The organism is Thermosynechococcus sp. B3 (assembly GCF_030323045.1).
In the GTDB taxonomy this organism is placed as follows: Bacteria; Cyanobacteriota; Cyanobacteriia; order Thermosynechococcales; family Thermosynechococcaceae; genus Thermosynechococcus.
Genome location: NZ_CP097584.1, coordinates 587425 through 599938, shown reverse-complemented (window position 1 = coordinate 599938; position 12514 = coordinate 587425). Strand labels below are relative to the sequence as shown.

The window sequence follows — 12514 nt, the reverse complement described above, 5'->3', positions numbered from 1 at the left end:
ATCAATTGTTGTACTGCCCTAGCTCAGGATTGGGTAAAGTAGGGAGTATTATGTTTGCAGACTGGGGTAAATATGACATCAGTCCTCGATGCGACCAATCGCGATCGCTTGATTGAAAGTGAAAGTTTAGCAGCTCGCACCCTACAGGCACGTTTGCGACTGGTGGAAGAGGTTTTGGTAGATGTCTTGGCGGCAGAATCGGGTCAAGAATTAGTTGATCTACTGCGGCGCTTGGGTGCCCTCTCTTCGCCGGAAGGTCATGCCCTCCATGCCCCAGAGGGAGAACTCCTGAAGGTCATTGAGTCCCTAGAACTGAATCAAGCGATTCGCGCTGCCCGTGCCTTTAACCTGTACTTTCAAATTATCAACATTGTTGAGCAGCACTACGAGCAACAATATAATCGCGAACGAGCTGCCCAAGAGGGATTGCAACGCCGCAGTGTCATGAGTGAACCGATTTCCGGTGTCAGTGGTGAAGGCTTTCCCTTACCCCATAATGCTGCCAATGCAACGGACGTGCGCAGTGGGCCGAGTGAACGCCTAGAGCATAGTCTCTACGAAGCCATTCCCGCCACTCAGCAGTATGGTTCTTTTGCTTGGCTTTTTCCGTGGCTGCATACACTGAATGTACCGCCGCGCCATATTCAAAAGCTGCTGGATCAACTCGACATTAAGCTGGTTTTTACCGCTCACCCGACGGAAATTGTGCGGCAAACGATTCGCGATAAGCAGCGGCGGGTTGCCCGCTTACTCGAGCAACTGGATGTGCTAGAGGGGGCTTCTCCGCACCTGACAGACTGGAATGTCCAAACCCTGCGGGCACAACTGATGGAAGAAATTCGCCTCTGGTGGCGCACCGATGAATTGCACCAATTTAAGCCCGAAGTGCTCGATGAGGTGGAATACACGCTCCACTACTTCAAAGAGGTCATTTTTGCCGTCATTCCCAAGCTCTATCGCCGCCTTGAGCAATCGCTCCATGAAACATTTCCCTATTTGCAGCCCCCGCGGCACAATTTCTGTCGCTTTGGCTCTTGGGTGGGGGGCGATCGCGATGGTAATCCCTACGTGACACCGGAAGTGACGTGGCAAACCGCCTGCTATCAGCGCAACTTAGTTCTTGAGGAGTACATTAAATCCGTTGAGCGGTTGATTAATCTGCTGAGCTTGTCCCTGCACTGGTGTGATGTGCTGCCGGATTTACTGGATTCCCTTGAGCAGGATCAACGGCAACTCCCTAGCGTCTATGACCAGTATGCGGTGCGCTATCGGCAGGAACCCTACCGTCTGAAACTCACCTATGTGCTCAAACGGTTGCAAAATACCCGCGATCGCAACCGAGCGCTGCAAACCTACTGCATTCGCCGCCATGATGCGGAAGAGCTAAATAATGGACAGTTTTACCGCCACGGTCAAGAATTCTTGGCAGAGCTGCTGCTGATTCAGCGTAACCTGAAGGAAACGGGACTGGCCTGCCGCGAACTGGATGATTTGATTTGCCAAGTGGAGGTTTTTGGCTTTAATTTGGCAGCCTTGGATATTCGCCAAGAAAGCACCTGTCACGCTGAGGCGCTTAATGAAATTACCGCCTATTTGGGCATTCTCCCCTGTCCCTATACGGAATTGTCGGAAACGGAGCGCACTCGCTGGCTCCTCAGTGAACTTTCCACCCGTCGCCCCTTGATTCCGGGGGAACTCCCCTTTAGCGATCGCACCAATGAAATCATTGAAACGTTCCGTATGGTGCGACAACTCCAACAAGAGTTTGGCACGGATTTGTGCAATACCTACATCATCAGCATGAGCCACGAGGTCAGTGATCTCTTGGAGGTGCTGCTCTTTGCCAAGGAGGCTGGACTGTTTGATCCCGCCACAGGCACCAGTACCCTACAGGCGATTCCCCTCTTTGAGACGGTTGAAGACCTCAAACACGCCCCCGCAGTGCTGACGGAACTCTTTTCTTTGCCCTTTTGCCATAGCTATTTGGGCAGCCACAGTACCCCCTTTCTGCAAGAGGTGATGCTGGGCTATTCCGACAGCAACAAAGATTCGGGCTTCCTCAGTAGCAACTGGGAAATTTATAAGGCACAACAACGGCTCCAAAAAATTGCTGAAAACTTTGGCTTCCAACTGCGGATTTTCCACGGCCGGGGTGGCTCTGTGGGACGGGGGGGTGGGCCTGCCTACGCAGCCATTTTGGCACAGCCAGAGCAAACGATCAAAGGACGAATCAAGATTACTGAGCAGGGCGAGGTGTTGGCCTCTAAATACTCATTGCCGGAATTGGCGCTCTTTAACCTCGAAACAGTGGCCACAGCCGTGATTCAGGCGAGTTTGCTGCGCAGTAGTATTGATGAAATTGAGCCTTGGCACGAGATTATGGAGGAGCTGGCCACGCGATCGCGCCAATGCTATCGCCATCTCATCTATGAGCAGCCAGAATTCATTGAATTCTTTAACGAAGTTACTCCGATTCAAGAAATTAGCCAACTGCAAATTAGCTCCCGACCCACGCGGCGGGGAGGTAAGAAAACCCTTGAGAGTTTGCGGGCAATTCCTTGGGTCTTTAGTTGGACGCAAACCCGTTTCCTGCTGCCGGCTTGGTATGGTGTGGGCACTGCCCTGAAGGAATTCCTTGAGGAAAAACCCGCTGAGCATCTCTCCCTGTTGCGCTACTTTTACTACAAATGGCCCTTCTTCCGCATGGTGATCTCCAAAGTTGAGATGACCCTTGCCAAAGTGGATCTAGAGATTGCCCGCTACTATGTCCAAGAACTCAGCCAACCCCAAAACCGTGAAGCCTTTTTCCGCCTCTACGATCAGATTGCTCAGGAACATCGCCTGACCACGGAACTGGTGCTCACGATTACTGGCCATGAGCGGCTACTCGATGGGGATCCGGCGCTCCAGCGATCGGTGCAACTGCGCAATCGCACCATTGTTCCCTTGGGGTTCCTGCAAGTATCTCTCCTGAAACGGCTACGCCAGCACAACAGCCAAACCACCTCTGGGGCGATTCTCCGCTCCCGCTATGGCCGGGGTGAGTTGCTGCGGGGCGCTCTCTTGACGATCAATGGTGTGGCGGCAGGTATGCGCAATACGGGCTAAACAATCATGAACCCGACGACCCGCACATTAACACCATCCCCGCTGCACTTCCGCATTGAGGACTATCACCGTTTAGCTGAACTCGGCTTTTTGGGCGAGGATGATCCCATCGAATTAGTGCGGGGGGAACTGATTAAGATGGCGGCTAAGGGGACAGCCCACGAAACCTGTATTACCCGACTCCTGCGGGTCTTAATGCCAATGGTGGGTGAGCGGGCAACCTTACGCTGTCAATCGCCGATTGTAATTGCAGATCACAGTGAACCTGAGCCAGACATTACCCTTGTCGACAATCGGGAGGATGATTACGCCACGGCGCATCCGACAGCAGCGGCAGTGCAATTGCTAATTGAGGTGGCGGACTCTTCCCTAGAGTACGATCGCACTGTGAAATTGATGCTCTATGCCGAGGCAGGGATTCCCCACTACTGGCTTTTTAACTTGGTGGATCGCACTCTCGAAGCCTATAGTGAACCAGCGCAAATTACACCGACAACCTTTGGGTATTTGAATCGGCGAATTGTGCCCGCGACGGGAGCGATCGCTCTGCCGATCACTGAACAACAGCTCCCCTTGAGTCGTATTTTCCCCTAGACTTCTGCAAAAACCTTAACAGTCGCTGTTTTGGGAAAGACCCTTGATATAATCGCAACGATTCTCTTATTGACGACGCTATGAGCCACTGGCAACGGATTACGGGTGGTGTGACTGCCGCCAAAGGCTATCGAGCTGCGGGCATTGCGGCAGGACTCAAAGCTTCAGGGGCACTGGATTTGGCCTTGATTGTTTCCGATGTGCCGGCGATCGCCGCTGGGGTATTTACGACGAACCACATGTGTGCGGCACCTGTCACCTACTGTCGTCAGCGGTTACAAACGAAGGGAGCGGCGCAGGCGATTTTGTGTAATTCGGGTCAGGCCAATGCGGCTACGGGAGAACAGGGCTGGCAGGCGGTTTTAGCCCAAGCGGATATGGTGGCAACGGCCTTGGGGGTGAGTCCAGAGATGGTGCTCGTGGCTTCGACGGGGGTCATTGGTCAACCCATTCCCCTTGAAAAGATGCGCCAAGCGCTGCCAACGCTAACGGCAAACTTGAGTGATGGCGGTGGAGAGGCGGCTGCCCGAGCCATTCTAACCACAGACTTGGTGCCCAAGCAAATTGCCCTCGAAGCCGAGTGGGAGGGGCAGCCCATTCGCATTGGTGGCATGGCCAAGGGGTCAGGGATGATTCACCCGAATATGGCAACGATGCTGGCCTTTATTACCTGCGATGCTGCTGTGTCGCCCCATCTGTGGCAGGAGATGCTCCAACGCGCCTGCGATCGCTCCTTCAATCAAATTACCGTTGATGGTGATACCAGCACCAATGACAGTGTGATTGCTTTGGCCAATGGACAATCGCGTACCCCTGCGATTACGGAGCCGGGCGCAGCGGCCAGCCGCCTTGAGGAAATGTTAACGGCGGTCTGTGTCCATTTAGCGAAGGCGATCGCCCGTGATGGCGAGGGGGCGACCTGTCTCATTGAAGTTCAGGTGAGTGGTGCTAGTGATGATGCCGCTGCCCGTCAAGTGGCCAGAACCATTGCGGGTTCAATGCTCGTCAAATCAGCCATCTATGGACGGGATCCCAACTGGGGACGCATTGCCGCCGCTGCTGGCCGCGCTGGGGTGCCCTTTGATGCCAGTAATCTGGCCATTTCCCTTGGGGGGATTGCCATGATGCGCCACGGTCAACCCTTACCCTTCGATCGCGCCGCTGCCAATGCCTACTTAGTCAATCAAGCCGCCGCTAGTAGCGATCCCAGTGGCCAGCAGTCCCTCGACCATCCGGTGGTGATTGAAGTCAGTATTGGTCATGGCAGTGGTCGAGGTGTCGCTTGGGGCTGTGATCTCAGCTATGATTACGTTAAAATTAATGCCGAGTACACCACCTAGTCCTACAGCTGGGCAACGAACACAGGGGTGTCCCCACGCCGCCGGCCTTAATGAAAATTTTAATTGTTGAAGACGATCAAACCATCGCCAACTTGATTGCCGAATCCCTGGCCCATCAGCGCTACACCCCTGAAGTGGTACATGATGCCGAATCAGCTCTTGAGTATTTAGAGGCCACTGCCTTTGACCTACTGATTTTAGATCTAGGCTTACCGCGCATGGACGGCCTAAGACTGTGCCAAATCCTTCGCCAGAGAGCCTACCAGCTGCCTATTTTGATCCTAACGGCTCGAGACACCAGTACTGACAAAGTCATGGGTCTTGATGCCGGCGCCGATGACTACCTAGTCAAGCCCTTTGATCTGGCCGAACTGTTGGCTAGGGTGCGTGCCCTACTGAGGCGTCAGTCGCTACCATTTTCCTCTGTCCTTAGGTGGGGCGCCCTCACCCTATATCTAGACAAAGCCAAAGTCACCTATAACAACCAAGAGCTCCAGCTGACCCCCAAAGAGTATGCCATTTTGGAGGTGTTGTTGCGTAACGGCAGTCGCATCCTTAGCCGCTCAGCAATTATCGATCATGCGTGGTCATTGGAGGAAGTGCCAGGGGAAGAAGCCGTTAAAGTACACTTAAAGAGACTGCGGCACAAACTGAACGCAGGCGGGGCTCCTCCTAATTTTATTGAAACTGTCTATGGTTTTGGCTATCGGCTTAATCCCAACTTTGAATCGCCGAGTTAGCAATCTGCGGCATCGCCTATTTTTTATATACTTTTTGGTGATTACTGGAATTTTATCTATCTCTTCATTCTCAATTTACTCTCTGATTGTTTATCACCGCTACAATCAACTCGACGATCATCTAAAAGAAGTAGGCACCCAGTCTGCAAGTATCTTAGAAATCCTGCAGCACGAGTATGAAGAGTTAAAGAAAGAACCAAAATACAAAGGGTATGTTCCTAAAAATGTTTCAGGAGACTTGCAACCAATTACAGTTTCTCAATTAATGGGCAAGTATTATTTTGAGTCTGTCTATGAAGTCATGACAAACTTCCCCAGTCATTTTTCTCAGAGTGTTCAATGGTATGACAAGGATAGGAAATTAATTGTTTATGAAGGCAGAAGGATGGATCAAGTGAGTATACCCAATCATCTTTCTGACGCTGGAACAATTGTCAAAGAAGATCAATATCGCTATTTCTTTCTGCCGGTATATGCCAGAGCAAACAAAATGGAGCCTCATCGCCAAGCCATTGGCTATGTCTGTGTCATAGAATCAACCACTGAGTTAGATCGGGAGCTAGAATACTTAAAATCTATCTTTCTATTGAATATCCTCGGCATTAGTATGATTACGCTTTTGGCAGCATTTTGGTTAACTAATCAAAGTCTTCAACCGATTCTCATTTCACTCAATCAATTAAAACAATTCACTGCAGATGCCTCCCATCAATTGCGACATCCCCTAACGGCAATTCAATCTTCGATTTCCTTGCTAGAGCAATACTCCAAGAATCTTGAACCATCCCAATCAAATAAATTCAAAGTAATTTTATCCGCCTGTTACCAGATGAATACCTTGATCAATCAGCTATTGCTCCTAGCGCGTATGGATCATCATAAACTTGATCAGAGTCAATGGGTCAATGTTGACTTGGATGAGCTATTGGAGTCACTCGTTGAGCTACAGTACGATCGCGCTAAGAAAAAACAGATTCATCTGACTTATCACTGTGATACCAATGTCTATGTCTATGGCAATCCTGAACAAATTTACGAGATTTTTAGCAATCTTTTGGATAATGCGCTTCACTATACCCCTAGCCATGGGGCTGTAACCATTAACCTCAAAAAAAGGGGGGCGTTTGCGATTGTTGAGGTTCAGGATACTGGCATCGGTATTCCTCCCGAAGACATCTGCCGAGTGTTTAATCGCTTTTGGCGTTCTCAGGAGGCACAGTTGTACCATGCCCAAGGCTCAGGGCTAGGTTTAGCAGTGGTGAAGGCGCTTGTTGAGCACTATGGGGGCACGGTAGATGTCCAGAGTCAGCGGCATCAGGGAACCACCTTTACAGTCAAGCTCCCCGCCCGCTCCTAAGTACAGCAACCTTCCCTAGATTGTTACTTTTCTTGAGCACAATCATGGGGTAAAAGCCCATTGAACAAGGAGCAACCTATGAATAGTTACGGTTCAAAAGCCCTCTGCCTATTTGTCTCCCTAGGCTTGGCAAGCACAATGGCGAGTTGCAGCAATCCCAGTGCCGGTACTGAAGAGGGAGGGGTGTCCTATGAGTTCCCAGCGCCGGCTGCCAGTGCTTCTGCTGTCGCTGCTACGAAAAACCGAACCATTGGCTCCAGCATTTACCTGATGGCCGAAGGAGGTGAATGGGGCGAAGGCGAGGAAGGTGAAGGGGGTCGTTATCGACGCCGACGCTGGTGGTCCTATTCCCATTCGTAAAGTTAAAGCAGGAAGAAGGAATCTACAGCCTTCAGGCCGGGGAGGAGGTCAACCTTGTTTTTCCTCCCCCCAAGTTGCTGTCTTTATGGGTCAGCCCCTAGGAAAGCGAGCCAATGCTACTGCAAGTCCATCAAGTCTTAACCTCTGAAGAACTGCATCGCCTAAATGCCATCCTTGAGGCAGGGGTCTTTGTAGATGGCAAATTGACTGCCGGGCTCTATGCAAGAACGGTTAAAGACAATCAACAATTGGCGCAAGACAGTGAGGCGTATGCGCTGGCTTCAGGAATCGTGCTTGCAGCCTTAACAAGAAATCATCTCTTCCAAGCCTATGTACAACCTAAGGTCATCCGTCCCATCCTTTTTAGCCGCTACGAACCCGGCATGGTCTATGGCACCCATATGGATAATGCCCTAATGGGTAGCGGTGAGCAGTTGAGTCGCTCTGATGTGTCCCTCACCCTCTTTCTGAGTGATCCTTGTACCTATGAAGGGGGAGCCTTGGTTCTCGATACCAGTTTGGGCGAACAGTCCTTTAGGTTGCCTGCGGGCTCAATGATTGCGTATCCAGCCATCTTTTTGCATCGAGTGGAACCAGTGAGTCAGGGTGTTCGCCTTGTAGCAGTCACATGGGTGCAAAGTTTAATTCGCGATCCCTTGGAGCGAGAACTGCTGTTTGAACTGGATACTGTTCGCCGCAGCATTTTTGAAAAACAGGGGAAAACCATTGAGTTTGACCTGCTCTGCAAGGTGCACGCCAATTTACTGCGCAAATGGGCGGATGTTTAAGCCAAGGTATTCCTTTCAGTCATCTACTGAGTTGAATGGAGACGGGCGAGAATGAAAATACGTCAACTGCATCGTCAAGTCGCGATCGCGCTGTGGCTGCCCTTGGGGTTAACGATGTGGACAGGCTTGGCCTATCGGTTGGGTCGCAGTTGGTTAGGACTATCCAAAGACTTTGGCAAATTGATGATGACAATCCATACGGGCGCCTTTTTGGGGGAGTCCTTCAGTTTGCTCTATGTGCTCTGCTTGGGCTTAGGGGTGGTCGTACTGACCGTCAGTGGTTTTAGGTTAATCAATCCCAGACGACTCAAGCAGTACCACCGGCTGGCTCAGCCAAGTAGCACCCTGAGACTCATCCATCAGTATGGAGCTATTGTTGTCTTGCTGCCGCTTTTGGTGAGTGCCATCACAGGAGTTGCTTACCACTTGAGTCAACAGTGGCTGCATTTGCCAAAACAGCAGCTGGCTGTCTTACTCCAGATCCATGAAGGAGCCTATTTGGGTGTTGCCTTCAAGCCTCTCTACATCTTGGCGCTCAGTGGCGTCTTGCTCCTGATGTTTTTAACGGGCTGGAAAATGCGCGGTAAGCGCTTCGGGTGATCTCGCCAGCAGCACCGCCTAGATGGTGGGGATCGCTTACTCAGATTCCTAAGAACCTTCTGCCCTTGGTTGGCCTCTTGACCATAGCTGCTTCAGTACAAGGGAGCTTTGATTGCCAACTACGACGACTCCATTGAGGGCACAATCGGTGCTGAACAGAGGCTCGAAATTTTTGGACGATCAACAGCGAGTCTTCTAAAACAGGTTTCCAATTGAAATAAATTTGCAATAATAAATAGGGGAGCACGACAGTGTTCACAGGCTCCCCAATCCTGCCGATCGCCCCAGAACATCCTAGGAGAACGCCAGCAAAAATTTACGAGGATGTTATCGATGGCAACAATTGGCTTATTTTATGGAACCCAAACTGGCAACACCCAGATGATTGCAGAGAAAATCCAGTCCGCCTTTGCCAATGCTGCGGTGGTAGAACTGCATGATATTGCATCAGCGAGTCCCTCTGACTTTGAGGCCTACGATCGTCTGATTATCGGCTGTCCAACGTGGAATGTGGGCGAACTTCAAGCCGACTGGGAGGGCTTTTACGAGGAGCTAGACAGCATTGATTTCACTGGCAAAAAAGTGGCCTACTTTGGCGCAGGAGATCAAGTGGGCTATGCTGACAACTTTGGCGATGCCATTGGTATTCTTGAGGCAAAAATCAGTGAACGGGGTGGTGAGACGGTAGGATACTGGTCGATGGCGGGGTATGAATTCAATGCCTCCCAAGCGCTGCGGGGAGATCGGTTTGTGGGTCTACTCATTGATGAAGACAACCAGTCCGATCTTACGGATCAACGCGTTCAGCAGTGGGTCGCACAACTCAAGCAAGAGTTTGGTCTCTAGATGGTTTTGGGGCAACTCAGTGAATGCAGGGTTGCCTCTCTTTTGAATTTTGATAATAGTAATCATTCCGTTTTTGGGTATGGGAATGATGTCCGTCCCCCTCTACACGCCTATTGATCCAGCCACAACTGCGGCGAAAGCCTACCCAGCTTTTGAGCTAGGCCGCAACGCATCCCTCGTGCTGCGGGAGCGTGTTTGGCTGATTCAAACAGGGATTATTGAGATCAACCTCGTCGACAGCGACGGCAACCTCTGTTTTATTGGGTTAGGGACGGCGGGAATGGCCGTTTGTGGCTCCCCTGATCTTTGCTATGAAATACAGGCGCTGAGCCCAAGTCGCCTCCTCTCATTTACGGCCGCTGAGGTACACGCATCTGCCCACTTACCACGCCTCATTTGCGAGGGGCAACAGTATCGGCAGTACTACAGTGATCTGTTACTGAAGGCCGGTCATTATCCCACTGCTGTGCAGCGATTGTATGAAGTTTTAGTGGTTTTGGGGCAAATGATTGGCGTCAGCACCCCTGCGGGTGTTCGCCTCCCTGTGCGGTTCACCCATGCCCAACTGTCCCGCTACACAGGCATTACTCGGGTGACCGTAACCCGCTTGCTCCACCAACTCCGTCAGCAACAGCGGCTCTGGTGGGGGCGCGATCGCCACCTAATTCTTCTTGGCCAAGATTCATGCTGCCCAAAGAACAGGGGTTAGTGTAGCTTAGCCAAGAGCGCTTCTTCAATTTCCTGCCGCAGGGGGTCTGGCTCAATCTCCACCAGTTGCTCAAGGGCAAAGGCCTTCACCAGTAAATCCCGCGCTTGGCGCTCATCAAGGCCACGACTGCGCAGATAGAAGATATCCTCTGCCGCCAGTTGACTGACAGTGGCACCGTGGGAGCACTTGACGTTATCAGCCACAATTTCTAGTTGGGGCTTGGTATCCACGCGGGCTTTGTCCGAAAGCAGCAGGGTGCGGTTCAGTTGACTGGCATCGGTTAGTTGGGCAACCTGTGGCACAACAATACGACCATTAAAAATACCGTGGGCGCGATCGCCAAGAATGCACTTGTGAATCTGTTCACTGCCGCTATGGGGAGCATTAAAGAACACTGCCGAGTGGGTGTCCATAATTTGGCTATCCATGGCGATCGCCAGTCCCTTCAGGATTGTCTGGCTGCCACTGCCTTGGATCTGCACCTGCCAATTGTGGCGGCTCAAGCATCCCCCCAAATCAACGGCGTGCCCCTCGTAGTCACTGTCTTGGGCTTGGCACACCGCTGTACAGCCAATGTGAATCGCCGTTGGTGATTGGTGTTGAATCCGCACATGGCGCAGGCGGGCACTGGCTCCTAGGGAGAGTTCCGTGACACTGTTGGTGAACTGTTGATCGCCCGTGAGGGACAAAAAGCGTTCAATCAGGGTAGCTTGACCGTGGGCAGCAACTTGAACTGTCAGACGCGGTGACACCACGCTCTGCTGCTGCCGACTACTGACACAGAACACCTCCACCGGTTCAGGGAGAGTCTCCGATAGACGCAGACAAACCCGATCCGCAAGCATGGCGGCATTGAGATCACTAAAGACCTCTGGGGGCGCAATCGCTGGTAGGGAAGGGGGCAATAGCTCAACCCCAGCGGCATTCACACGGGAGAGTTCTCCGCAAAAATAGCCATCAATCAGAACAATTTGGGCAACGGTTGGAAAGCTGCGCTCACACAGCAGATGCCGCACTTCGGCAACAATTTCTGGATTGAGGGGGGCAATGGGGGCTTGGAAGGATCGCGTCCGTAAAGCCGATAAATCCGTAAAGCGCCAATCCTCATCGCGGGGGGTGGGCAAGGTTTGCTCATGGAGGCGATCGCGGGCCGCTTGCCGCAGGGATTCTAACTCAGCATGGCGCGGGGGCGGTGCGCAGTTCAATAGATCATTGAGTTCATTCGTGCGACTGGCCTTGGGCAGATCCGCTTGATCGGAATTGGCGTTGACTGTAATGGTCATGATACAGCCCCCTCCTCTTCGCGAACCCAGTCATAGCCCCGTGCTTCCAGTTCTAGCGCCAGTTCCTTCGAGCCAGTGAGGATAATCCGTCCCCCCTCCATCACATGGACATAGTCAGGCACGATGTAGTCCAGCAGCCGTTGATAGTGAGTAATCAGCAGAATGCAGTTATCAGGACGAGTCAGTTGGTTGACCCCATTGGCAACAATGCGCAGGGCATCAATATCAAGCCCAGAGTCGGTTTCATCGAGAATGGCTAGAGTCGGCTCCAGCAGAGCCATTTGCAAAATTTCATTGCGCTTTTTCTCGCCGCCGGAGAAACCCTCATTCACCCCGCGATTGAGGAAGCCTTCATCCAACTTCACCAGTTCAATTTTCTGTCGCACGAGATCATCAAAGTCAAAGGCATCCAGTTCCTCGAGACCTTGATGCTTGCGCTTGGCGTTGTAGGCCACCCGCAAAAAGTCGAGATTGCTCACCCCCGGAATTTCAAGGGGGTATTGAAACGCCAAAAAGACGCCTTCGCGAGCACGTTCCTCTGGGGGCAAGTCCAAGAGATTTTTGCCTTTGTAGAGCACTTTGCCACCAGTTACGGTGTAGTCGGGATGACCCGCGAGAATTTTGGAGAAGGTGCTTTTGCCGGAGCCATTGGGACCCATGATGGCGTGAATTTCCCCAGCGCGAATCGTCAGATTCAGGCCTTTGAGAATGGGGGTGTCCTCCACACTGGCCGTGAGATCACGCACCTCTAAAATGACTTCGCTGTCGGGACGAATCACGCCTTACCTC

General features: G+C 51.9%; 12 protein-coding genes. 10 read left to right on the top strand and 2 right to left on the bottom strand.

The features are described 5' to 3' along the window. The first annotated feature begins 72 nt into the window (after positions 1 to 72). From ppc to M0646_RS02985, 10 genes are all read left to right on the top strand, one after another. Positions 73 to 3108 (top strand): phosphoenolpyruvate carboxylase, encoded by a 3036-nt coding sequence (ppc, locus tag M0646_RS03030; protein WP_286649857.1) that lies wholly within the window; start codon positions 73 to 75, stop codon positions 3106 to 3108. 6 nt (positions 3109 to 3114) lie between these two features. Continuing rightward, on the top strand, positions 3115 to 3702 hold the full coding sequence (locus tag M0646_RS03025; RefSeq protein WP_149818039.1) for a Uma2 family endonuclease: 588 nt from the start codon (positions 3115 to 3117) through the stop codon (positions 3700 to 3702). 80 nt (positions 3703 to 3782) lie between these two features. Beyond that, positions 3783 to 5042, top strand: a complete 1260-nt coding sequence (gene argJ, locus M0646_RS03020; RefSeq protein WP_286626534.1) for a bifunctional glutamate N-acetyltransferase/amino-acid acetyltransferase ArgJ — start codon at positions 3783 to 3785, stop codon at positions 5040 to 5042. 50 nt (positions 5043 to 5092) lie between these two features. Next, the gene (locus M0646_RS03015) at positions 5093 to 5782 is read left to right on the top strand and encodes a response regulator transcription factor (protein ID WP_149818035.1); all 690 of its coding nucleotides are present in this window, start codon (positions 5093 to 5095) and stop codon (positions 5780 to 5782) included. Then, entirely contained in the window at positions 5736 to 7139 is a 1404-nt protein-coding gene (locus M0646_RS03010) for a cell wall metabolism sensor histidine kinase WalK (protein WP_286626532.1), read from the top strand. The genes M0646_RS03015 and M0646_RS03010 overlap by 47 nt, the downstream gene beginning before the upstream one ends. A gap of 78 nt (positions 7140 to 7217) precedes the next feature. Beyond that, complete coding sequence (locus tag M0646_RS03005; protein ID WP_286649856.1) at positions 7218 to 7499, top strand: hypothetical protein; 282 nt, start codon at positions 7218 to 7220, stop codon at positions 7497 to 7499. A gap of 113 nt (positions 7500 to 7612) precedes the next feature. Continuing rightward, positions 7613 to 8287: a Fe2+-dependent dioxygenase gene (locus tag M0646_RS03000; protein WP_286649855.1), complete on the top strand. Its 675-nt coding sequence runs from the start codon at positions 7613 to 7615 to the stop codon at positions 8285 to 8287. Positions 8288 to 8338: 51 nt separating this feature from the next. After that, positions 8339 to 8887 carry a PepSY domain-containing protein gene (locus M0646_RS02995; protein ID WP_286649854.1) on the top strand — a complete coding sequence of 183 codons (549 nt, stop codon included), beginning with the start codon at positions 8339 to 8341 and terminating at the stop codon, positions 8885 to 8887. Between the two features lie 333 nt (positions 8888 to 9220). Then, complete coding sequence (gene fldA / locus M0646_RS02990; protein WP_149818024.1) at positions 9221 to 9733, top strand: flavodoxin FldA; 513 nt, start codon at positions 9221 to 9223, stop codon at positions 9731 to 9733. Positions 9734 to 9818: 85 nt separating this feature from the next. Then, positions 9819 to 10442: a Crp/Fnr family transcriptional regulator gene (locus M0646_RS02985; RefSeq protein WP_286649853.1), complete on the top strand. Its 624-nt coding sequence runs from the start codon at positions 9819 to 9821 to the stop codon at positions 10440 to 10442. Here M0646_RS02985 and sufD read toward each other — a convergent pair. Then, positions 10439 to 11725 carry a Fe-S cluster assembly protein SufD gene (gene sufD, locus M0646_RS02980; RefSeq protein ID WP_286649852.1) on the bottom strand — a complete coding sequence of 429 codons (1287 nt, stop codon included), beginning with the start codon at positions 11723 to 11725 and terminating at the stop codon, positions 10439 to 10441. The genes M0646_RS02985 and sufD overlap by 4 nt on opposite strands. Beyond that, a complete protein-coding gene (gene sufC, locus M0646_RS02975; protein ID WP_286649851.1) occupies positions 11722 to 12504 on the bottom strand; it encodes a Fe-S cluster assembly ATPase SufC in 783 nt (260 codons plus the stop codon). The genes sufD and sufC overlap by 4 nt, the downstream gene beginning before the upstream one ends. Positions 12505 to 12514 lie beyond the last annotated feature (10 nt).

Excerpts from the sequence above, each read along its gene's own strand:
- fldA (WP_149818024.1), top strand. The coding sequence starts at position 9,221 with ATGGCAACAATTGGCTTATTTTATGGAACCCAAACTGGCAACACCCAG.
- M0646_RS02995 (WP_286649854.1), top strand. The coding sequence starts at position 8,339 with ATGAAAATACGTCAACTGCATCGTCAAGTCGCGATCGCGCTGTGGCTG.
- M0646_RS03005 (WP_286649856.1), top strand. The coding sequence starts at position 7,218 with ATGAATAGTTACGGTTCAAAAGCCCTCTGCCTATTTGTCTCCCTAGGC.
- M0646_RS03000 (WP_286649855.1), top strand. The coding sequence starts at position 7,613 with ATGCTACTGCAAGTCCATCAAGTCTTAACCTCTGAAGAACTGCATCGC.
- sufD (WP_286649852.1), bottom strand. The coding sequence starts at position 11,725 with ATGACCATTACAGTCAACGCCAATTCCGATCAAGCGGATCTGCCCAAG.
- M0646_RS03015 (WP_149818035.1), top strand. The coding sequence starts at position 5,093 with ATGAAAATTTTAATTGTTGAAGACGATCAAACCATCGCCAACTTGATT.
- M0646_RS03010 (WP_286626532.1), top strand. The coding sequence starts at position 5,736 with ATGGTTTTGGCTATCGGCTTAATCCCAACTTTGAATCGCCGAGTTAGC.
- M0646_RS03025 (WP_149818039.1), top strand. The coding sequence starts at position 3,115 with ATGAACCCGACGACCCGCACATTAACACCATCCCCGCTGCACTTCCGC.
- M0646_RS02985 (WP_286649853.1), top strand. The coding sequence starts at position 9,819 with ATGATGTCCGTCCCCCTCTACACGCCTATTGATCCAGCCACAACTGCG.
- argJ (WP_286626534.1), top strand. The coding sequence starts at position 3,783 with ATGAGCCACTGGCAACGGATTACGGGTGGTGTGACTGCCGCCAAAGGC.
- ppc (WP_286649857.1), top strand. The coding sequence starts at position 73 with ATGACATCAGTCCTCGATGCGACCAATCGCGATCGCTTGATTGAAAGT.